The organism is Bradyrhizobium sp. USDA3010 (assembly GCF_056429065.1).
Genome location: NZ_JBWJZD010000026.1, coordinates 1 through 21,308, shown reverse-complemented (window position 1 = coordinate 21,308; position 21,308 = coordinate 1). Strand labels below are relative to the sequence as shown.

The 21,308-nt window shown below is 63.0% G+C and carries 22 protein-coding genes and 1 pseudogene; 14 read left to right on the top strand and 9 right to left on the bottom strand.

Features of this window, described 5'->3' with window-relative positions; genetic code table 11:
* Positions 1-102 precede the first annotated feature (102 nt).
* Genes AC066Y_RS30595 through AC066Y_RS30585 form a run of 3 tightly spaced genes read left to right on the top strand, consistent with a single transcriptional unit; the run spans position 103 to position 2,643 of the window.
* Positions 103-1,239, top strand: coding sequence for a DUF898 family protein (locus AC066Y_RS30595; protein WP_478277186.1), 1,137 nt, complete (start codon positions 103-105; stop codon positions 1,237-1,239).
* 4 nt (positions 1,240-1,243) lie between these two features.
* Complete coding sequence (locus AC066Y_RS30590; protein WP_478277113.1) at positions 1,244-2,368, top strand: M48 family metallopeptidase; 1,125 nt, start codon at positions 1,244-1,246, stop codon at positions 2,366-2,368.
* Positions 2,369-2,397: 29 nt separating this feature from the next.
* Positions 2,398-2,643, top strand: a complete 246-nt coding sequence (locus tag AC066Y_RS30585) for a hypothetical protein (protein WP_478277112.1) — start codon at positions 2,398-2,400, stop codon at positions 2,641-2,643.
* A gap of 111 nt (positions 2,644-2,754) precedes the next feature.
* On the opposite strand, the gene AC066Y_RS30580 is transcribed toward AC066Y_RS30585, so the two are convergent.
* On the bottom strand, positions 2,755-3,903 hold the full coding sequence (locus tag AC066Y_RS30580; protein WP_478277111.1) for an ABC transporter substrate-binding protein: 1,149 nt from the start codon (positions 3,901-3,903) through the stop codon (positions 2,755-2,757).
* 362 nt (positions 3,904-4,265) lie between these two features.
* Between AC066Y_RS30580 and AC066Y_RS30575 the strand changes: the two genes are divergently transcribed.
* Positions 4,266-4,478 carry a hypothetical protein gene (locus AC066Y_RS30575; protein ID WP_478277110.1) on the top strand — a complete coding sequence of 71 codons (213 nt, stop codon included), beginning with the start codon at positions 4,266-4,268 and terminating at the stop codon, positions 4,476-4,478.
* 33 nt (positions 4,479-4,511) lie between these two features.
* Here AC066Y_RS30575 and AC066Y_RS30570 read toward each other — a convergent pair whose 3' ends face one another.
* The gene (locus tag AC066Y_RS30570) at positions 4,512-4,844 is read right to left on the bottom strand and encodes a hypothetical protein (RefSeq protein WP_478277109.1); all 333 of its coding nucleotides are present in this window, start codon (positions 4,842-4,844) and stop codon (positions 4,512-4,514) included.
* 324 nt (positions 4,845-5,168) lie between these two features.
* Here AC066Y_RS30570 and AC066Y_RS30565 point away from each other — a divergent pair, with 324 nt between their 5' ends.
* Both AC066Y_RS30565 and AC066Y_RS30560 read left to right on the top strand, forming a co-directional pair.
* Complete coding sequence (locus AC066Y_RS30565) at positions 5,169-5,867, top strand: ABC transporter permease (RefSeq protein ID WP_478277108.1); 699 nt, start codon at positions 5,169-5,171, stop codon at positions 5,865-5,867.
* A gap of 30 nt (positions 5,868-5,897) precedes the next feature.
* The gene (locus AC066Y_RS30560; protein ID WP_478277107.1) at positions 5,898-6,731 is read left to right on the top strand and encodes an ABC transporter substrate-binding protein; all 834 of its coding nucleotides are present in this window, start codon (positions 5,898-5,900) and stop codon (positions 6,729-6,731) included.
* Between the two features lie 96 nt (positions 6,732-6,827).
* On the opposite strand, the gene AC066Y_RS30555 is transcribed toward AC066Y_RS30560, so the two are convergent.
* The 4 genes from AC066Y_RS30555 to AC066Y_RS30540 all read right to left on the bottom strand — a co-directional run bounded on the left by AC066Y_RS30555 (position 6,828) and on the right by AC066Y_RS30540 (position 10,851).
* Entirely contained in the window at positions 6,828-7,823 is a 996-nt protein-coding gene (locus tag AC066Y_RS30555) for a LysR family transcriptional regulator (protein ID WP_478277106.1), read from the bottom strand.
* A 77-nt stretch (positions 7,824-7,900) separates the two neighbouring features.
* Entirely contained in the window at positions 7,901-8,932 is a 1,032-nt protein-coding gene (locus tag AC066Y_RS30550) for a MerR family transcriptional regulator (RefSeq protein ID WP_478277105.1), read from the bottom strand.
* A gap of 452 nt (positions 8,933-9,384) precedes the next feature.
* Positions 9,385-10,185 (bottom strand): DUF2927 domain-containing protein, encoded by an 801-nt coding sequence (locus AC066Y_RS30545; RefSeq protein WP_478277104.1) that lies wholly within the window; start codon positions 10,183-10,185, stop codon positions 9,385-9,387.
* Positions 10,186-10,278: 93 nt separating this feature from the next.
* Positions 10,279-10,851: a L,D-transpeptidase gene (locus AC066Y_RS30540; protein WP_478277103.1), complete on the bottom strand. Its 573-nt coding sequence runs from the start codon at positions 10,849-10,851 to the stop codon at positions 10,279-10,281.
* Between the two features lie 326 nt (positions 10,852-11,177).
* Here AC066Y_RS30540 and AC066Y_RS30535 point away from each other — a divergent pair, with 326 nt between their 5' ends.
* Together AC066Y_RS30535 and AC066Y_RS30530 are read left to right on the top strand one after the other, a co-directional pair.
* Positions 11,178-12,725: an acetolactate synthase large subunit gene (locus AC066Y_RS30535; protein WP_478277102.1), complete on the top strand. Its 1,548-nt coding sequence runs from the start codon at positions 11,178-11,180 to the stop codon at positions 12,723-12,725.
* Between the two features lie 52 nt (positions 12,726-12,777).
* The gene (locus AC066Y_RS30530) at positions 12,778-13,314 is read left to right on the top strand and encodes a hypothetical protein (protein WP_478277101.1); all 537 of its coding nucleotides are present in this window, start codon (positions 12,778-12,780) and stop codon (positions 13,312-13,314) included.
* Positions 13,315-13,683: 369 nt separating this feature from the next.
* On the opposite strand, the gene AC066Y_RS30525 is transcribed toward AC066Y_RS30530, so the two are convergent.
* Entirely contained in the window at positions 13,684-13,920 is a 237-nt protein-coding gene (locus tag AC066Y_RS30525; RefSeq protein WP_478277100.1) for a hypothetical protein, read from the bottom strand.
* 180 nt (positions 13,921-14,100) lie between these two features.
* On the opposite strand from AC066Y_RS30525, the gene AC066Y_RS30520 reads away from it, so the two are divergent.
* Positions 14,101-14,241 carry a hypothetical protein gene (locus tag AC066Y_RS30520; RefSeq protein ID WP_171947715.1) on the top strand — a complete coding sequence of 47 codons (141 nt, stop codon included), beginning with the start codon at positions 14,101-14,103 and terminating at the stop codon, positions 14,239-14,241.
* A 68-nt stretch (positions 14,242-14,309) separates the two neighbouring features.
* On the opposite strand, the gene AC066Y_RS30515 is transcribed toward AC066Y_RS30520, so the two are convergent.
* The gene (locus AC066Y_RS30515; protein WP_478277099.1) at positions 14,310-14,681 is read right to left on the bottom strand and encodes a DUF4118 domain-containing protein; all 372 of its coding nucleotides are present in this window, start codon (positions 14,679-14,681) and stop codon (positions 14,310-14,312) included.
* Positions 14,682-14,861: 180 nt separating this feature from the next.
* On the opposite strand from AC066Y_RS30515, the gene AC066Y_RS30510 reads away from it, so the two are divergent.
* The 5 genes and pseudogenes from AC066Y_RS30510 (at position 14,862) to tcmP (ending at position 20,492) form a co-directional block, all read left to right on the top strand.
* Positions 14,862-15,227, top strand: a complete 366-nt coding sequence (locus AC066Y_RS30510) for a hypothetical protein (RefSeq protein WP_478277098.1) — start codon at positions 14,862-14,864, stop codon at positions 15,225-15,227.
* A gap of 245 nt (positions 15,228-15,472) precedes the next feature.
* Complete coding sequence (locus AC066Y_RS30505; protein WP_478277097.1) at positions 15,473-16,831, top strand: tyrosine-type recombinase/integrase; 1,359 nt, start codon at positions 15,473-15,475, stop codon at positions 16,829-16,831.
* A 643-nt stretch (positions 16,832-17,474) separates the two neighbouring features.
* Positions 17,475-18,392 (top strand): annotated as a pseudogene (locus AC066Y_RS30500) (IS1380 family transposase); the annotation flags it as partial.
* A gap of 331 nt (positions 18,393-18,723) precedes the next feature.
* Positions 18,724-19,590, top strand: coding sequence for a DUF5131 family protein (locus AC066Y_RS30495; RefSeq protein ID WP_478277096.1), 867 nt, complete (start codon positions 18,724-18,726; stop codon positions 19,588-19,590).
* Between the two features lie 32 nt (positions 19,591-19,622).
* Positions 19,623-20,492, top strand: coding sequence for a three-Cys-motif partner protein TcmP (gene tcmP, locus AC066Y_RS30490; protein ID WP_478277095.1), 870 nt, complete (start codon positions 19,623-19,625; stop codon positions 20,490-20,492).
* A 533-nt stretch (positions 20,493-21,025) separates the two neighbouring features.
* On the opposite strand, the gene AC066Y_RS30485 is transcribed toward tcmP, so the two are convergent.
* Positions 21,026-21,308 (bottom strand): transposase (locus AC066Y_RS30485; protein ID WP_478277094.1); only part of this gene is annotated, 283 nt, incomplete at its 5' end.

Genomic DNA, 21,308 nt, shown 5'->3' with positions numbered 1-21,308 from the left:
GGGCTCTCGACCTCCTGTGAAACCTGGATCACACTCACAGCGACAAACCTGTGCTTTTGATGCGCAGAGATTGTCCCGTCCTGGAGCTATCCCGTGAACGACATGAGCTGGACCCCGCCGGGGCCGCCGCAGCCGGTTCCACCGCCGATGCCGGTGGCGTTTTCCGGGAGCCGGAACGAGTTCTTCCGCCTGGTCGCGCGCGGCGCCGGGCTCGAGCTCGTCACGCTCGGCTTCTACCGGTTCTGGCTCACCACCGACATCCGCCGTCACCTCTGGTCGAACACCCTGATCGACGGCGATGCGCCGGAATATACCGGCCGCGGCAAGGAGCTCCTGATCGGCTTCCTGGTCGCGCTGGCGATCCTGATGCCGATCTATCTCGGATATTTCCTGATCGGGATCGAGGCCGAGCATCTCAAGGCGTTCGCCTCGTTGCCGCTGGTCGCCTTCTTCTACCTGTTCGGCCAGTTCGCGATCTACCGCGCGCGGCGCTATCGGCTCACCCGCACGGTGTGGCGCGGCGTCCGCTTCTGGATGAGCGGCTCGGGCTGGATCTACGCGCTGAAGGCCTCGCTGTGGGGCGTGCTGGTCGTGATCACGCTCGGCCTCGCGCTGCCATGGCGCGAGGCGGCGCTCGAGCGCTACAAGATGCGGCATTCCTATTACGGCGATCTGCAGGGTTCGTTCGAGGGCCGCGGCTGGGATTTCTTCAAGCGCGGCTGGTGGCTCTGGCTCTTGATGCCGTTCGCGCTGGTCTCGGTGTTCGGCCCGTTCGCCTATGCCGCGTTCAAGGCGATCGAGTGGCGCTGGTGGCTGTCGGGTATCCGCTTCGGCGAGGTCAGGCTGGAATCCACCATGCGCCGCAGCGCGCTGATCGGGCTGTACTGGAAGGTGATCGGCTGGGCCGTGCTGCTCGGCACGCTGTTCTCGGCCTATCTCGTGCTCTGCACCTTCCTGGCCGCGAGCGTCAACGGCTCCTCGATCGCGGACTTCTTCAGGACCGAAGCGTTCGCCAGGAGCGTTCCCCTGATGGTCATGGTCGGCATCGGGTATCTCGCTCTTGCACTGGCGATGAACGTGGTGATGCGGGTCTATCTGATGCGCGATCTCTGGGTCCGGGTGCTGTCGTCGACCATCGTCCACAACATCGAGGCGGCGGCCAACGTCACCGCGCGCGGCGAACTCGCCAATGCGCTCGGCGAAGGCTTTGCCGACGGCCTCGACGTCGCGGGATTCTAGCGCCATGGAAGCCGATATCAGCCAGGCCAATTCCGCGGCGCCACCTGTCCCGGACGCGGTATTCTTCGACGGTGCATCGAACCGTCGGCGCATCGTCGCGCTCGAATTGTCCGATGCCCTGGAGATCAGGGAAGACGGCGAACTGCTCGCGCGCTGGGCGTTTGCCGACATCCGCCGCGCCGACAGCCCGGCCGGCCTGCTGCGGCTGAGCTGCCTGACCGCGCCGGCTCTGGCGCGGCTCGAAATCCGCGACGCGCAGCTGACGGCGGCGCTGGTCGCGCGCTGCGACAGGCTCGAGCAGGATCTGCCGAACCGCAAGGGCGTCGCCGGCATCGTCGGCTGGTCGCTCGCGGCCGCGGTGTCGATCGTGCTGGTGGTGCTGTTCGGCGTGCCGCTCGCCGCCGAGCGGCTGACGCCGCTGGTGCCGGATTCCTTCGAGCGGCGTCTCGGCGACGTCGCGGAAGCGCAGGTCAAGGTGGTGTTCGACGGCAAGCCGTGCAGCAACGCGGCAGGACAAGCGGCATTCGAGAAGCTGGTCGGCAAGCTGCGGGAGACCGCTGGCCTCGACAATTCAGTGCAGTCGGGCGTGCTGGCGACCTCGGTGCCGAACGCCTTCGCGCTGCCGGGCGGCAAGGTCTATCTGTTCGAGGGGCTGCTGGAGAAGGCGGAAAACCCCGACGAGATCGCCGGCGTTCTGGCGCATGAGCTCGGCCATCTCCGCCACCGCGACAGCATGCGCGAGCTGATCCACAATGGCGGCACCTCGTTCCTGATCGGGCTGCTGTTCGGCGACATCACCGGGTCCGGCGCGCTGGTCTTCGCTTCGCGCTCGCTGGTGACGTCATCCTATTCGCGCGACGCCGAGACCAAAGCCGACAGCTTCGCGATAGAGACCATGCACAAGCTCGGCCGTCCGGCGAAGCCGATGGGCGAACTGATGTTCCGCGTCACCGGTAAGGAAGGCGGCAAGGGGCTCTCGCTCGTCTCCAGCCATCCGCTGACCGAGGATCGCCTCGCGCGCATGGACAAGGCCGATGCCGCCGGCCCGGCCAACGGCCAGCCGCTGCTGTCGCCGGCCGAATGGCAGGCGCTGAAGGGCATCTGCGGATCGGGCAAGGGCAAGGTGTGAAGCAGGGGATTTTTGACTTGAGCAGTCCCATGCCACGTGACGACAGATACTGGTTTCCCGCCAAGCGCTACGGCTGGGGCTGGGGACCGCCGAACAACTGGCAGGGCTGGTCAGTCGTCGCCGGGTTTGCCGCCCTGATCGCCGTCGGCGCCGCGACGATCCTGCAGCATTCTCCGGCACGCTTCATCGCCTATGTCGTCGTGCTCAGCGTCCTGCTCACCGGCGTGTGCTGGTGGAAGGGCGAGCCGCCGCGCTGGCGCTGGGGCGGCGACTAAAGCGGGATGAGTTTTGATTGAATCGGCTTTGGCGCGGTCTCGGTTCACCTCTCCCACCGGGGAGAGGTGAACCTTCGACGCCGTTCCAGCAGTAGCTGACAGCCGAGCCGGTTACTTCACCAGCCTGAACTTGCCGCCCTCGACCTTGATCAGGAACGCCGACCGTTCGTCATAGCCATTGTGGTCGGTCGGGCTCATCGTCGAGAGGCCGTTGTTCAGATAGACGTCCTTGCCGCGCTCGAGCTCGTCGCGCAGCGCGGCGCGGAATTCCGGCGTGCCGGGCTTTGCCGTCTTCAGCGCGCTTGCCGCCGCCCGCTTGAACAGCGTGACGGCGTCCCACAGATGCGCGCCGAAGATGTTCGGGCTCGAGCCGTTGACCTTCTCGCAGGACGACACGAACGCGTCGCGCGCCTGGCGGAACGGATCGTTGGCCGGTAGATCGTCGGCGATGGTGAAGGCCTCGCCGGTGAACACAGCGCCCTCGACATTGGCGCCGCCGAGCTTGATGAATTCCTCCGACGCAACGCCGTGGGTCTGGAAGATCTTGCCGGCATAGCCGCGGCTGCGCAGCGCTTCCTGCGGCAGCACGGCCGGCGTGCCCGCGGACGCGATGAACACCGCCTCCGGGTTGGTCGCGATCACCTTCAGCGCCTGGCCCATCGCGCTGGTGTCGGCACGCGCATAGACCTCATGCGTCGTGACGGTGAGGCCGAGCGTGGGTGCCAGCCGTGACACCTCATTGTAGTAGCCTTCGCCATAGCCGTCGGACACGCCGATATAGCCGAGCGTCTTGATGCCGGATTTCGCGATGTATTTCAGGATCGCCGCCGCCATCAGGTCGTCATTGGGAACCACCTTGAACGCCCAGCGGCGGCGGTCGTCCATCGGCCGCACGATCGCGGTCGCCGCCGCCAGCGAGATGATCGGTGTCCTGGATTCGAACGCGACGTCGAGCATCGGCATCGTCACGGGGGTCAGCGAGGAGCCGATCAGGATGTCAACGCCGTCCTGGATCACGAGGCGGCGGGCATTCTGCGTGCCCTTGGTCGGATCGGATTCGTCGTCGAGCGCGATATAGACCACCTTCTCGCCGCCGATCTCCTTCGGCAGCGCGGCGATGGTGCGCATCTGCGGCTGGCCGAGCGCCGAGCCCGGTCCGGATGCCGACACCACGACGCCGACCTTGATGTCGGCACGCGCATCCGGCGCGGTCAGCAGCGCGCCCGCGAGTACCCAGAGTCCGGCCATGGCCAGCTTCATTGCAAATCCTCCCAGCAAGTCTTTTTTCTATCATGCGCGGCCGATGATAGCCGACCGGCTTCCGGTTTCGCATCATATTGATTCCGCCTGATAAGTCTGTCCCCTTCGCGGGGGACATGATCGGCTGCGGCCCGGTCCTGAAACTTCGCGTTTACCACTTCCTTAAAGGCCGCGAGAACCAGTTTCCCTAATCGGGCAGCAACGACCTGCTGCTATTGAAAGATCAGAAGAGGGAGTACGAACCATGTTCAGCATCGTTCGGATCCTGGTTTTGATCGCATGTGCGCATGCGGGATCCGCGTACGCGGAAATGCCGTCTGACGGCTCGCGGCCTTTGCAAGCAGTTCACGCAGTCCACGTCGATGAGTGAGCCTCATCCGATCGCGGCCGAGCACGCGCGCGCCATCTGCGAGGAAATCGGCGAGCGGCTGCGCTACGCCCTGTGCGGCGATTACGCCGATCTGCCGCCAAGGCTGCAAGAGCTCGTGGATGAGCTCGCTCGGCAGGATTGTGAGGCACCGTCGCGGGTGCCGACGATGGCGGAGATGACGCGGCCGCTGGTCGTCGCAGCCTAGGTCTCGGTTCGCGACGACCTCCCGACCTGCCGATTAGAAATGTCCGGCGGTTGAATGTGTGCTAGCCTGCATCCCGGGATGGAATTGCCGTCCGGCATCTTGGGAGGACCTGGCTATGAAAGGCTCGTCGCTCTTCGTCACGAATGTCGCTGCCGCCGTCTTGTCGATCGCGCCGCTGCTGTGCGGATCGAGCGGCCCGGCGTGGTCGCAGCCCAGCCCGCTGCCTAGCATTTCGGTCGAGTCGCCGAGGCACACAGGCGCGCAACCGAGGCCGAAGCAGCACGCGGCGGCCCGCAGCACCGCGTCTTCGTCTCCGCATGCGACTGCGACCTCGGTGTTTTGCATCGGCGGTTGCATGACGAGCATGAGGTCAGGTGACCGCCCCTGGATCGGATGCTCCTGGTCTGCCGGCGCGTCCGCCTACACCGGGTGCCGAAACATCGGGCCCGGCGGCGTGCCCTTCAAGAGCTATAGTCAGTGCACGGAAACCGGACTGAATAACGGTTGGAGATCCGGTGAAGTTTCCGCGTATTGCACCAGCCTGGCTTTGAAGTAGGAACATCAGTCTTTTTTCGGCTGGCCTGAAGCGGACGCTGCTGCGGCGTGCTCGACGTTTGCCTGCGACCCCAAAGCAGTGGTCGTCGCCCGTGATTGTGCTCATTTGCCCCCATGTGGCATTAGTATGGGGCAATGAATGATTTTGTCCAAGCCCTCGATACGGCCGCCAGTCTTATTGGCCATTTCGATGCCGAGTTGCGCGACGTTGTTGTCTTGTCGCTCGGCGTAAGCCTTTCAGCGGCTGCCATTGCATTTGCAATCGGCACCCCCTTCGGCACGTTGCTGGCCATCTTTCGCGTTCCCGGCAAAGGAGCGTTTGTCGTCACTGCCAACGCCCTCCTTGGCCTGCCCCCGGTCGTCGTCGGGCTTTGCGTCTACCTTCTCCTGTCACGATCCGGACCGTTGGGCGCCCTTGGGATCTTGTTTACGCCGGCGGCGATGGTGATCGCGCAGACCATTCTCGGCATCCCGATCGTTGTCGCGCTGGTGCACCGTATGATGGTGGACCTCTGGTCCACCTATGGCGACGCATTGTTGGTTGATGGTGCTTCACGTATGCGGGCCGCGGTCTCGCTGATGAATATCGGACGCGAAGGATTGATTACGGCGTTTCTTGCCGCGTTTGGCCGGGCGATAGCGGAGGTCGGAGCGATCATCATCGTCGGCGGCAATATTGGAGGCTACACCCGAACCATGACTACCGCTATCGCGCTGGAGACGAGCAAGGGCGATTTGAGCTTCGCACTGGCGCTCGGCATAATTCTCATAGCCCTTTCGATGGCGGTGAGCGCGTCGAGTTTCCTCTTCGGGCGCGTATTGATAGGTCGCTAAGACGTGGGACGATCTCAAGGGAGCCACCGCATGCACCGCCGATTCGCCGCGCTTTCCATCTTTGCCGCTGCCTTGTTGGCCGTTCTTTGCGCTGCCGCCTCGGCACAGGACCAGACGATCATTGTTGCCTCCACGACCTCGACCCAGGATTCGGGACTGTTCGGCTACCTGTTGCCGATCGTCAAGGAAAGGACTGGCGTTGAGGCGAAGGTGCTCGCGCAGGGGACGGGGCAGGCACTCGACACGGCACGCCGCGGCGATGCCGACGTCGTTCTCGTTCACGCCAGGTCGGCCGAGGAAAAATTCCTTGCGGAAGGGTTCGGCGTGAAGCGCTATCCGGTGATGTACAACGATTTCATCGTCGTTGGGCCAAAGGACGATCCCGCAGGTATCAAGGGCCTCGATCTCGCGGCAGCGCTCCGAAAGATTGACGCGAAGGCGGCGCCGTTCATTTCTCGCGGGGACCGGTCTGGCACACATATCGCCGAACTCGCGCTCTGGAAGGATGCAGGCATCGATCTCACGAAGGGCCGCGGCACTTGGTACAAGGAAATAGGACAGGGAATGGGCGCCGCACTCAACATGGCTTCGGCAACCGGGGCCTATGTCCTTTCAGACCGCGGCACGTGGCTGGCATTCAAGAATCGCGGCGATCTCGCGATACTCGTCGAGGGCGACAGGCGCCTCTTCAACCAATATGGGGTGATGCTGGTCAATCCGGCACGACACCCAACGGTCAAGAAGGAAGCCGCCCAGCGCTTCATCGATTGGCTGATTTCGTCAGAGGGGCAGAACGCAATCGCCGGTTACAAAATCGACGGCCAGCAGCTCTTCTACCCCAATGCCAACGATCCCAATGCTTAGGGCGGCCGGGTCGCCGTCCGTAAGCCAGCGTCGGGCATCGCGGACCGTGGGGTCAGCTCCGCGCGGACGCTGAAAAGCCAACTGCCCCTGAGCGGCTCACACGTTCTTCGCGACCTTGCGCGTCCGGGTCGGGCCGGCGCCGGCGATCGCCGGCTTGATATTCCACACCGCGCGCACGGCCGCGAAGGCGTGCGCGATCACCGGCTCCTGGCGGCGGGCGGCAAGGCAGGCGAAAGAGAGGTCGCAGGTGAGCTTCACCCGGTCGGAGACCACGAACTGATGCGGGCGCGCCATCCGTGGCGCCAGCACGCTGTCGCGCGCGAGGCTGAGGCAGAGGCCGGATTCGACGAAGTCGATCATCGCCTCTTCCTGATCGGTGTAGCCGACGCGTTTTGGCAAGGCGCCGAGCGGACGGAAGATGTCGTCGAGCAGCCGCCGGTGGCCGGAATGCGGCGGTGTCGCAAGCCAGGGCAGCTCGGCAAGCTCCGCCCAGTCCTTGCCGATCACCCGGTCCCGCCAGCCGATCGGCGCGATGACGCGGTAGTGGTAGCTGAGCAGCGGCGCCAGCTGGTAGCGGCCGTCGGCGATGGTCCGCTCGGCGAAGCTGTGATGGACCAGCTGCTCCGGCGGCGTGGCGTCGACGTAGTAGCCGACGTCGAGTTCGCCCCGGCCGACCTGCGCCAGCACGTCGTCGCTGACGCCATGGCGCAGAAACACCTCGGTGCGTTGCGAGGACATCGCAAGGCTGCGCACGAACGGCCCGAGCCGGGTGAATTCGGGGTCGAGGATGGTGCCGACGCGCAGCGTGCCGCGCTGCGCCTCGTTCAGTGAGTCCGCCATTGCCTTGAAGTCGGATGCCGCGGCCACCGCCCGGTGCGCCAGCGGCAGCAGCGCGGCGCCGGCCTCGGTCAGCGTGAAGCCGCTGGGTGTGCGGTTGAACAGCTGCAATCCGGTGCTTTCCTCCAGCGCCTTGAGTTGCAGGCTGACCGCCGGCTGGGTCAGTTTCAGCATCGCTGCAGCGCGCGATACAGTGCCCTCACGGGCAACCGTGATGAAGCAACGCAAGGCCTGGGTACGGGGAAGCTCGCTCATTGCGTGAGCTTATAGCACACTTTTCCTGCAGTGCATCCGACCTTGTCGCGTGATTATAATACAACCAATGCGAGAAATCAGGATGGCCGCCACGCAACCATGCCTTCGGTCCGCGCGCGCACCTCCGGCGAGGCAAGGCAGGTCGCGACCGCTTCATAGCCCACCGCACCGGGCACCGGCGTGACGCAGATCGGCCGGCTGTGATTGGCGGGGCACAGGATGATCGCTTCGTCGTCGCCGACCGCGTCGAGGTCCAGGATCGCGCTGGAGCGCGTGAGGAAGAACAGTGGCCGCGCCTCGGGCCCGCGGCGGCGCAGATGCGCGATCACGGCTTCCTGGCTGGCCGCATCGAGCCCTTGCTCGAGCATGTCGATCACCGGGATCGCGTTGCCGTCGGTCTCGAGAGCGGCGAGCAGGGTGGTCAGTGCGGCTGAGCCCACCGCGCCGTCGGCGAGCAGGGCGGCAAGGCTCGCCTCGACCCTTGCCTTGTGCGCCGGGTCGGCATCGAGCCGCGCACGAACGGCCGCGCCGCCGTCGGCAGTGCGGTCCAGCCCCACGAAGCTGGCGTCGGGCAGCACGTCGGCGAGCCGCTGTGCGAGGCGCGTCTTGCCGCTGCCGAGCGGGCCGACGATGTAGTTCAGCAGCTTGATGTCACGCAGCTCGAAGCGCTCGCCGCCCCACGGCCACGGCAGATCGAACGCGACGCCGATCGCAGGCCGCGCCCTGACCGCACCGATGAGATCGCACGTTGCGGGCATCTTGCCGCGGCCGAGGTCGGCGCGCAGCCGGCGCACCCTGGCGATGCTGTCGCCGCTTTGGCGGATGCTCGCTTCGAGCGTGGCCTCGTGCGCGGCCAGCACGCGATCGAGGATGACGGCGTCGCCGCTCAGGATCCGCGCCACTTCATTGATGCTGAGGCCGAGCGCGCGCAGCGCGACGATTTCGGCGCCGCGCGCCATCTCGGCCGCACCATAGGCGCGCCATCCTGCCGGCGTGCGGCCGGGTGCGATCAGGCCGCGCTCCTCATAGAGGCGCAGCGCTTTCGCCGAGATCCCGAGCTGCCTTGCAGCTTCGGACGGACTGAGGAAACGGGCAGCAGGAGCATTCATCGAATCACCTCGCGTCGTCTGACCGCGCTTCTATGGAGGCGGCCGCAGGGGCAAGGTCAAGTGCGAGGTGCGACAAATCCGAAGGGTAACTCAGATTGGTAGGATGGGTAGAGCGAAGCGAAACCCATCATTGGCGTCGCGGGTACGAATCGATGGGTTTCGCTGCGCTCTACGCATCTGCGCGCCGTCAGCCTCAGTTGATTCGGGCGAAAGATGGCGCGAGAATGCCGATGCGTGACTCACAGCTCGCGCAACATACCCGATGTCGTCCCTGCGAAAGCAGGGACCCATAACCACCGAAGTTCATTGTTGTGCGACGCTGGAACGACGAGTCCTATCCACAACATCGGCTGCGGAGTATGGGTCCCTGCTCCCGTGCGCAATTGCGCACTAGGCAGGGACGACACTGGAGTGTGTGACGGGACGCTGCGTCCCCTAACTCGCAGATGCCCTCACTCCAGATGATTCACCTTCGCCACCCAGGCGCGGACGTCGGTGAGGACTTCGGGCAGCGCGGCCTTGACCTCCTGCACGTTCATGCCGGGCTTGATGCGAGGGTCGTAGAGCAGGTTGAGCAGGTATTGGTCGTAGACGTCGAAAAAGCCCATCGAGACGCTGTCGTTGAACATCGTCCACGGCACGGTCGCGGTGTCGTTGATCGGGCCGAGCGACTGCAACAGCTCCTCATAGGCGCAGTCGAGGAAGACGAAATCGCCATTGTCGACGGTGAGGATGACGTCGGAATGCTCGATCTCGTAATTCTCGTTCTTGCGGAAGCCCGACAGGCATTGCGGGTCGAGCGAGGTGCGGATCTCCTTGGCGCGCTCCTGGCCGTAGAAGGTCGCGATCGTGCGATAGAGTTCGCGGTCGCGCACCAGCTTGACCACGACATTGGCCGCGTCGTTGTCATCGGTCATCGCGATGTCGAGATGCTGCACCTTGGCTCGGATGTCGGCGATGACCTTGGCGAGCTGGACCTTGCGGTCGGCGCGGTTGCCGTCGGCAAACACGCGCACCGGCCTGTCGTATTTGCGGATGCGGTCGACCCGACCGGCGAGATGATATTCCGCGCCGAACGCGGTTTTCAGAAAGCCCTCGACGATCTCGGCGTCGGTGAAGACCTTCTTCTCGTTGCGCTGGCGCGAGGTAATGGCCGGAATCTCTGCGCCCGTCGCCGGTACGATGGCGTCGGTGAGCGAGGTGGTGAGCGCCGCGGCGAGCAGCAGCAGGATCGGCGAGCAATGTTGGCGCATTCGAACCACGCTGCCGCAATGCGCGCGGCAGCGCAAGCCGGGATCAGCGATCTTGCCGGATGGAAGCGCCTGGTTCCGTCGAAATCGACGCGATCAGTTCTTCACCACCACGGTGGCGCCGACCGAGACGCGATTATAGAGGTCGGTGACGTCCTCATTGGTCATGCGGAAGCAACCCGACGAGACGGCCTGGCCGATCGTCTCGGGCTCGTTGGAGCCGTGGATGCGGTACAGCGTCGAACCGAGATACATCGCGCGTGCGCCGAGCGGGTTCTCGATGCCGCCGGCCATGTGGCGCGGCAGATCGGGGCGGCGGCGCAGCATCTGCGACGGCGGCGTCCACGACGGCCATTCCTTCTTCGCGCTGATGCGGTGGACTCCGCCCCAGCGGAAGCCGTCGCGGCCGACGCCGATGCCGTAGCGCAGCGCCTGGCCGTTCGCCATCACCAGATAGAGCCGGCGCTCGGCGGTGTTCACCACGATGGTGCCGGGGGCGTAGTTGGTCGGGTAGTTGACGGTGGTGCGCGGGATCGGGCTGGCGCCGCCACCGCCGAAGAAGCTCGGGGCTTCGGACTGGTAGCCACGGGAATCGAAGAACTGGGCCTGGGCCTGGCCGGCACCTGCCAGGATCGTGAGCGCGGCAAACATCAAGGCAATCTTGCGCATCGTCGTCGTCCTTGCGAACAATCAAATATGCAGCCAAAAAGGCCACAATCGCCGGCCTTTCGCAAGCGACGAAGCTGTGACTTCAGGCACTTTCGGACAACACGGTTTAAAAAGGCAACAGACCGGAAGCGATACCAGCATTGCCCCGCCAAACCTTTGACGAAGCGGATGAAGAATGGTTGATCTGGAGCGTTTTCAAGCGAAGCGGGTACCGGTTCGCGTCAAGAAAACGCGACCAAACAAAAGGATGAGAGCATGATCCGATTCAATCGGATCGGATCATGCTCTCAGCGACCTCAAGAACATCTCGAAACGGGAGCGTGAGCATGAACGGTGCGGAAAGTCTGGTGCGGACATTGGTCGCGGGCGGCGTGGACGTCTGCTTTACCAATCCGGGCACCTCGGAGATGCATTTCGTCGCAGCACTGGACAAGGTCCCCGGCATGCGCTGCGTGCTCGGCCTGTTCGAAGGTGTGGTGACGGGTGCTGCCGACGGCTATTTTCGCATGAAGGGAACGCCGGCCTCGACGCTGCTGCATCTCGGGCCCGGCCTTGCCAACGGCCTTGCCAATCTGCACAACGCCAAGAAGGCGCATTCCGGCATCGTCAACATCGTCGGTCAGCACGCGACCTACCACATCGGTTACAACGCACCGCTGACGTCCGATATCGAAGGCCTGGCGCGGCCGATGTCGTCCTGGGTGCGCACGTCACCCGATGCCAAGTCGGTGGCGGCCGATGGCGCAGCCGCAATCGCCGCGGCCAAGAGCGCGCCGCCGCAGATCGCAACCTTGATCCTGCCGGCCGACACCGCCTGGAACGAGGCCGACGGCATCGCCGAGGTGGCTGTCGATACGCAGCGCCCGAGCTATTCGCCGCAGGCGGTCGACACCGCGGCAAAAATCCTGCACGGTGATGCCGCGCACACGCTGCTGCTGGTCACCGGCAGCGCGCTGACCGAGCAGGGGCTCGCGCTCGCCGAGCGCATCGCCGGCAAGACCGGCTGCACCGTGATGGGCCAGACCTATCACCCGCGCATGGCGCGCGGCCGCAGCCGCTTCTCGATCAACCGCATCCCCTATGTGATCGAGCAGGCGCTGCCGATCCTGAAGAATTTCCGTCACATCGTGCTGGTCGAGGCCAACGATCCCGTGGCGTTCTTCGCCTATCCGAACAAGCCGAGCATGCTGAAGGCCGAGGGCTGCGAGGTGCATCGCATGACCGCCTGGGGCGAGAACTCGGTCGCAGCCCTCGGGGCGCTCGCCAATGCGCTGCATGCGACGGCGCAGGACGTCAAGCCGCAGCAGCACCAGGAGCTGGTCAAGCCGACCGGCGCGCTCAACCACACCACGATCGCGCAGGCGATTGCGTGCGCGATCCCCGAGAACGCCATCATGGTCGATGAGTCCGTCACCACCGGCCGGGGCTTCTTCCCGCCGACGGCGGCGGCCGCGCCGCACGACTGGCTGCAGAACATGGGCGGCTCGATCGGCTTCTCGACGCCGGTCGCGATCGGCGCCGCGGTTGCCTGTCCGGACCGCAAGGTGATCTGCATGGTGGGCGACGGCAGCGCGATGTACACGATCCAGTCGTTGTGGACGCAGGCGCGCGAAGGGCTCAACGTCGTGACCATCGTGTTCGCCAACCGCATCTACCAGATCCTGCGCGGCGAGTTCGACGGCGTCGGCGCCGGCGAGCCGGGCAAGCGGGCGCAGGATATGCTGAAGATCGATCGGCCGACGCTCGATTTCGTCGCGCTCGCGAAGGGCATGGGCGTGCCGGCGGTGGCGGTGACGACTGCCGACGAGTTCAACAAGGCGCTGGCTGATGCCGTCGCCGAGCCGGGCCCGCGGCTGATCGAAGTGCAGATGTAGCAGCGCGATTTGAAGAGGCCGCGGCGGCGGCCCAGTCCAGTCGGAGGCGCCAATGCAGACCGAGCTGAACAAGGTGATCGCCGCCGTGCAGGAGTTTTACGCGCAGGAAATGTTCTTGCTGGAGCGCGATCTCGGCGAGCGAACGCTTACTCACCGGCTGGCGGTCTATGTCGAGCGGCAGTTTCCCGGCTGGCAGACTGACTGCAACTATGATCGGCTCGGCGAGCGCACGCTGCGGCTGCCGCGCGGCTCGGGGAGCTCGACCGATGACCATCTCGGCAAGTCGATCTATCCCGATATCGTCGTGCATCAGCGCGATATCCCGAACAATCTCCTGGCCATCGAGCTGCGCAAGGACAGCAACCACCAGCCGCTCGAGCACGACCAGCGCAAGCTGCAGGCGCTGACCGATCCGAACGTCTGGTTTGCCTATGCAATGGGCGTTCTGGTGATCGTCGGACAGCACGGCGTGAGCCATTCCGAAGTCTATGCCGGCGGCGCCATCGACAGCACCACGTCGCGCTGGTTTGCGGCGCGCATACAAGAGAGCGGGCTCGCGGGCAGGGGCGACGATGGTGCTCAGCATTAAGTCTATCGATGAATCCTTCTATGCATCGCAGTGATAGCCCGTTTGGATCATGCGTTGCCGCTGCGCGCGCGTCACAACAGAAGGCGCGGGAGGTGGAGCAATTCCTGGAGCTGGTGGTCAATTTTCATAACGATCCGATGGCGGTGCGGATTATCGGCTCTGCGCCTCTTTCGCTCCCTCTCCCGCACTTGAATTTTCTGGTCCAATTCTCGCGGCCCGAACACTCTCTGCCCCGAGCGGCCGGCGCATTTGATCGCGACGCGACGGGCGAGGCGGCATCCGCACCGAGACAGCAAGCAAAAAGGCCGCCTTCGGGCGGCCTTTTCCGTGATCGCCAGATTCGTGATCGGCTACCGCGATTGTTTCTGTTTATTGCTTGGCCGCATCGTCGCCGGTCGTGGCGGCGCCAGCCTTGCCTCCCTTGGCGCTCGATTTCTTTGCGCTCTTCTTGGCTTGCTTCTTCGGCGCCATCTTGGTCGCCTCGCCCTTGGTCGCCGTGTCGCCGCTTTGCGCTGCGGGCGCCGGGCTGCTGCCGGCCTTGTCCTGCGCGAGCGCGGTGGACGAGACGAAGGCAAGCGCCGTGGCGGCGAGGATCAGTGTTCGCATCGGATGGTTCTCCCAAGTTGGTTTCCGGCGCCCCTCAACGGGACAGAATGTCGCAGGTTCCGCGACCCCAATCAGCAGTCCGTGAGCTCTGCGTGAACGGCGCAGTCGCCGCGAAAGGGCCGGAACCGGGAACCGCGAGCCGCGTTATGTCGCTGGGCAGGAGTTCCGAGGAGAGACGCCATGCGCTGGCGGTCAATGACGGAAACCACCAATACGGTGCTCGACACCGCACCCGAGGATACCTTCTACACGGTGGGCTGGACCATCAGCGGGCTGGCGACACTGGCCACCATCGTCGCGGTCTGGATGTTCGGGATCTGAGGGCAAGCGATTCGCGCAGGCGACCGGCTTGCCACCGCCGGCGGGCGGTCGCGGCCTGCGCCGGCCGGCTATTTCCGCAAAATGCCCAGCGCTTCCCGGTAGAGCTGCGAGAAACCGAGCAAGAGCGCGCTCGACAGCAGGAACGTCGCGGTGCTGTCATAATCGTCGGCCGTCGGCCAGGCGAACTCGAAATAGGGGGGCATGAACACCCACCATACGATCGGTACCGTGATGATGGTGGCAAAGGCGCCGGCCGGCGCGCCGCCCATCAGCCCGGCGATCAGGATCGCCGGCGCGAAGGCCGCGAAATAGAACTGCATGCCGAAGCTTGCGAACATCTCCTGCGCCGCGGTGGCGAGCACCACGGCCAGCAGGGCGACGACGAACGTCGACAATGACCAAGGCCGCAGCTTCAGAATGTAGTCGTTGCCCTTGCGCATCGAGACGTCCCGGCCTCCGCGAGTTCCGGGAAGGTAGCCGAGGAGGCCTGCAAACAAAACCCCGTAGGACTCCGAGGGTCAGCGTTGCGCTCGACACAGTGAAAGGGAACCGTCCCGGTCGAGCCGCTGCGGCATTGTCGCGCCTATTGCGTTGCGGCAGGGTGATGGTGGGACCACACAATGCTGGAATTGCTGATTGTCGTGCTCGTCACCGGGATCGGGTTCGTATCCGGATACGGCGTGCGCGAGCTGATCTCCCGCCGCAAACGCGGTCTCCTCTCGGCGTTCACGCGGCACCGCCAAGCCGTCATCCGCCCCGCACCGCCGCCGGCAGTGAACCGGAACGGCGCGACGAACGGCGATCAAGCGCCGCTACGGCTTGCGTTGGCTACTTTGCATGGGGTTGTTTTCGACATTTTTGATGAGGCGGTCCCGAACGGCACCAGAATGTCGACAATCCTCCGAACCCGGCGGTTCGGGAAGGGGAATGGTGGACGCACAAGGGATCGAACCTTGGACCTCTCCCGTGTGAACCACAATCCATAGACCACAGCTAACCTAATCAAGCCATAGTCTTGTTGTAAAAGTCATTGCAGCGCAGGGATTTGTGGCCAGTTTGGCCCATCGGAGGCCATAGCTGGCCTTGCTACATTTTGTATGCCCCTGCCGTGCCCTTCGTGAATATTCCCGTGGGGCACAACAGAGCTGGGAACGTGGAGGGAACGGTTTGTGATCCGTTTCTTGGATCTCCTTCGACATGTCCCGGGGCACAAGGAGTAAGGGCACAAACAATGGAAAACAGCGAGAAGGGTCTCAGAGCCGAAGTGACAACGAACTACCTGAGGCTCACTGACGCGGCGATACGTGCAGCCACGCTGCCGCCGGGCAAGTCGCAGTTCTATCTGCACGACACAGAGCAGCCGGGGCTTGCCATCAGGATGCGCGCGACTGGTGGACGGACTTGGGTCTTTCTGTTCACCAAGCCTGGGACGAGAGGCACCCAACGCAAGACGCTGGGCGCATGGCCCAAGTTCAATGAGAAGGCCGCGCGCAAGGCCGCTACCGTCGCCGCCGGCGAGGTGGTCATTGGGGTCGATCCGAACGACTCCAAACGCGAGGCAAAGCGGCAACAGCTGGCAGAGAGGCAGTGCACCACATTGGCGACCCTGATCATTGAAGATGGCCCCTACGAAACGTCCCTGACTGGACGCCAGGTCGTCAATTGGAAACCGGCAATGTCGGCGCTGCGACGCGGTCTCAAGGATCATTTCGGTCTCGCCATCGGCGAGCTGACGCGACGGCAAATCATGGCGGCGGTGGACAGGATCGCCAAGACCGGTAAGCGCGGCGCAGCCAAGGACTTGCGCAAACACACGCACACACTCCTCGAATGGTGTGTTGGCGAAGGTTACGTGGAGCATAACGTGCTCGCCGGCTATCGCGCGCCCAAGGAAACCCGCGCGCAGAGGGTCGGGCGCCGAACGAGGGGCCGCGCGCTGACCGATGAGGAGATCATCAAGGTCTGGCACGCATCCGGCAAGCTCGGGGCTTTTGGGCTCCTGACACAAATGTGCCTACTCGGTGGCCCGCGCCGCAGCGAGCCAACCATGATCGAGTGGCGAAAGCACATCATGGATGACCGTATCACCTTCGATTCGGCATGGACCAAGATGGGCCTGCACCACGACGTGCCGCGCACCCACCTCGTTGACGAGGTGCTTGCCGCCGCGAAACATTTCCAGCGCGCGACGTCTGATTATGTCTTCCCGTCACCGAAGACTGGCGGCCAGATGTCGGGCTTCACCAAGATGGTCAACCGTTTGGTCAAGGAAGCAGGTGTCGCCAAGTTCACCATGCATGACTTAAGGCGCAGCTTGCGCACCGTCATGTCACGCTGCGGCTATGACAACGAAATCCAGCGGCTGTGTGTCGGGCAAAAGCCTAGCGGTATCGATCAGGTCTACAATCACGACGAACGGTGGATCATCCGCAAAATGGCGTTCGAAGCGGCTCACGACTACATCGCAGAGTTGGTCGGCGCGAAACAGGTTGGCAAGGTCGTGCGCCTGCAGCGGACGAATCCGCTCGACCCGATCAAGGCTGAATTGCTCGGCCGTCTCCGCGAGCATTATGCGGCTGAGACGGCTTAGTGGTCTTATCGCATCTGGCCAGATAGTCGCGTACAGCATCGACACGATAGAGCGGTCGGCCGTCAACGTAGCGCCATTTCAGCGGGTGGTTCGGATCGCGCCGCCACTGCTCGAGCGCTCCGGGCGTACGCCGGATGACCGCGGCCGCCTCTAATGCCGTCAAATTTGAGCTGCCGGCCAGGGTATCGATATCGAACGTCGCGGGCGGCGGCACGCCACGGTTTTTTCGATGGCGCTTCGTGGCACGTGGCATTTTCCGACTATCTGGCGACTCTAGTGCCTCGATCCGAGTCTTTTCGTCCTTGCCGCTCATGCCTCCGCCCCGAACCACCATCGGTCCAAGGGAATAAGATCGTACGCTTCTCCAGCAAGAAAGAAATCTAGAGCACAGGTATGGCTGCCGGGTAGCTGTGGCGTACAAATAGGTCGAATCGCAAGGTTGACGAGCAACTGTTGCCTTTTGATAGGGTCGTTTCTGGTGCGAAACTGGTGCGGTTTTAGGAAACGGGAATCACGCACTAGCCCGTCTTATTCGTCAGAGGCGCCTGAGAGGCTGGCGAGCGTGGTGTAAAGCGCTGATGCGGCGTAGGATTCGGTTGCAAAGCCAACCCCATCACCTTCAGCCGCGAACACCACGCCCGCCATGACCGATGATACGATTCTGCCCTTCTCCGTTCACGCCAAGAAAGTCACAGCTGCCTTCGATGGCGGGCGGCTGACCTCGAACGGGGGCGTGATGCTTCTGGCGATGGCCGAGCGGCGTCTCGGCTTGGCCGACAATTTGGCCCGGGTGTTCCCGGATCGGCGCGATCCGACGCGGGTCGTGCACAGCCTGGTCGATATGTTCCGCGCGCGCATGTTCGCGATCTGCTGCGGCTACGAGGACGCCGACGACCTTGATCATCTGCGGTCCGATCCGGCATTCAAGCTGGCCTGCGGTCGGCTGCCGGACACGGGCCGGGATTTGTGTTCCCAACCGACGCTGTCGCGGCTGGAGAATGCTCCGCGCCTGCGCGACGTGATCCGGCTGACCTACATTTTGGTCGACGCATGGATGGATAGCTACCCGCGCGAGCCGGCATCCGTCACGCTCGACATCGATGATACCTGCGATGTCGTCCACGGCCATCAGCAGCTCTCGCTGTTCAACGCTCATTATGACGAACGCTGCTTCCTGCCGATCCACGTCTACGACACGGAGAAGAGCCGGCCCGTGGCGGTCGTGCTGCGGCCCGGCAAGACGCCGGGCGGCGTCGAGGTGCGTGCCCATCTGCGCCGCCTGGTACGGCATATCCGGACGCGGTGGCACAACACGCGAATTACGTTCCGTGGCGACGGGCACTATGCCCGGCCGGAGGCAATGGCGTGGTGCGAGACCAACGGCATCGACTACATCTTCGGTCTGTCCGGCACCAAGCCGCTCGCCAGAAAAGTCGACGCGGTCGCCGACGACATCCGCACGCGACGCGCCATCGAGAACCTGCCGGTTCTGCGTGGCTATACCGAGACGCGCCACAAGGCAAAGTCCTGGGATCGCGAACGACGCACCGTCGCCCGTTTGGCACCGCCAAACGGGCGCTGTCGCCCGCCAAAAAATATTCTGCGACTTGCGTCCTGGTGGGCCAGGAAATCATAGCGCGTTTCTTCTCGGCGAGAGCAGCATAGAGATGCAGCATAAAGGGATCGGCGTCCGCGCCCAGCTCTGCCACGATGAACGGAGTCCTGTGGGCCATCAGATCGTTGATGAAATGCACGTCGCGGCTGAGGCGGTCGAGGTTCACCACGCATGGCATTTAAAATCAACACGTTACGGTAATAAATCAGAACAAATGAAGAACTTTAGGATTGATTAACCATAGTCTGCCAGTGTAAATTTCCCGCAGGAGTCGCAAATGGCCAGTTTCTCCAAAATCGAGTGGACGGACTCCACCTTCAATCCGTGGGTAGGTTGCACGAAGATAGATCGCTCTGGTGGTGCCCCGTCAGCATGTGATTTTTGCTACGCAGAAGGATGGTCAAAACGTAGTGGTCACGTGAAGTGGGGCAATCACCCACGCCGCAGGACGACTGAGGCGTATTGGAAGGCGCCGCTTAAGTGGAATTTGGCTGCGCCAAAATTCTACCGTGAGCACGGGCATCGGCAGCGAGTTTTCTGTGCGTCGCTCGCGGACGTCTTCGACAATCAGGTTGACCCAGCCTGGAGATTAGATCTCTGGCGCTTGATTAGAGATTGCGATCAGCTGGAATGGCAATTGCTGACAAAGCGTCCTCAAAACATCAAAAAAATGCTGCCGAGTGATTGGGGTAGGGGTTATCCCAACGTTTGGCTCGGCACGACTGCCGAGGATGCGAAAGCTTATCAGCAACGAGGTAAGCATCTGCTGTCTATTCCCGCCGCGGTGCATTTCGTGAGCTACGAACCCGCGATGGGCCCTCTTGGGCCGTTGTCGCTCGCTGGGAAGGCGCCGGCCTGGGTCATCATTGGAGGGGAAAGCGGCGTCGCCTTGGACAGGACAAGGCTTACCAAGCCCCAATGGGCACGAGATGCAATTTCCGAATGTATCCGAGTAGGCGCGGCTCCCTTCCTCAAGCAGTGGGGAAGATATCAGAATAACCCCCTGGTTATTGAGCAAGGTATGACCGAGCGCGATGCAGCAATCGTCGATCCTGTCGTTAACGGGAAGGGCGGGGGACTACTGGATGGCAGGTTTTACCGGGATTTTCCAAAAACTTTGGGAGTTGAAACCGTTGCCGCTTGAGGTCATGATCCAGATGTTCCAGCATCGGTTGCATGAGCAAGCAGGGCAACCTTTTTCCCGATTTGCCGCCTACCGATAAGCCCCTTCGTTTCAGGTCACCGGATCGTCCTATCTGGACTGAAAACAAGGCTAGGTTGATCGAGCGGTACCTCTATTACTTCGTGATGATTACGAAGCATGGAGCGTATATCGACGGTTTTTCTGGACCACAGTATCCCGACAAGGAAGATGCTTGGGCGGCAAAGCTGGTATTAGAATCGCAGCCGCCATTCTTGAGAAAATTCTGGTTGTGCGAGCAGAGCAAGGAAAAGCTTCCTGCGCTCCAAACGTTGGCTTCTTCGAGCAAGCAGAAAAACCGTTCGATCAAGATTGTCCCCGGCGACTTCAATGCAAACCTCGGGGGGATTCTTGGAAGTGGAGCGATCACAGAACGGATGGCAACTTTTTGTCTGCTGGATCAGCATACGTTCGAATGCGAGTGGAGGTCTTTGCAGGCGTTGGCGGCGCATAAGGTTACAAACAAGATCGAGCTGTTTTATTTTCTCGCCACCGGATGGTTGGACAGAGCGATCGCGGCCACGACGCGCAACCAAGAGATTTTGACCAGGTGGTGGGGCGGTGAGGATTGGAAGAAGCTGCTGGGGATGAAGTCGTTTGATCGTGCCCAGTTATTCGCCAGTAGGTTTAGAGAGGAACTAAGATACAAGCATGCCCATGCGTGGCCGATTTACGACAAGGAAGGTGGCGCGCGCCGCGTAATGTATCATATGATCCATGCGTCCGATCATGACGAAGCTCCAAAACTGATGAGTCGAGCATATCGAAAGGCGAACGAACCGAAGGAGGAACTAGCCGAAGCTCAAAGGGAGCTGTTTGGCACCGATACGTTCCACAAGGCTTGACAGCTGCATGACGCTAGAGGTCAGGCATAGTATTGAAGAGGGCATTACTGTTCCGTACGGGTCCATTTTCGATGGGGTTCGCCAGAACCGCGGCTTCGTTGACACCAGGAACGATCCTATAAAGGCGGCCCAAATAGCAGAGGGTGTAGAGTCCGAGGCATTGCTTGATTGTCTAGTTCTCATAGCTAGAGAGAACGTCTACTTCTCATTGGGATGCGATTTGGGACGGCATGAGGATGCCTCGGCATCGGGATCAACGCGCTTTGTAGCTGGGGGATATCTGCAAATTACCGGATCGGACTATGCGGCAGTGTCAACGGATCGGCTCGACGCGTTCTGCACAGCGCTTGAAAATAGGCTCAAGCCCCAATCTAGCCCGTCTTATTCATGATTGCCGGGCGGGGCAGCTGGAACATTTCCGGTCGGGGTGAAGGCGCGCGCGAACGCTTCGGCTTTTTCGCCGCTTTTCGACCCGACTTCGTGAACGCGTTGGAGGACGGCAGCGGGGTGACCGGGGGCTGATGCCCCGCGCGTCAGGGTGCTTGCGGGACCAGAGCGTTTGCCAAGCCGCGGAACAGGTCGGCGTCGGGGCACGCCGCAGCGAAGGCAAGACGGACGCGGGTGGCGGTCTCGATGACGCGGGCTGCGATCTTGAGAAGCCTGAGCCTGATCGTGTTGAACTCGGCCGTTGCCAGATCGCGCGGCTTTGGGATGGCATCGCGCACGGCGAGGATGAGCCAATAGGCGGCGGTGTGGAAGACGAGGCGGACCTGGTTGGCGAGCGCCGAGCGGCAACTGGTGCGATCGGAGGCGAGC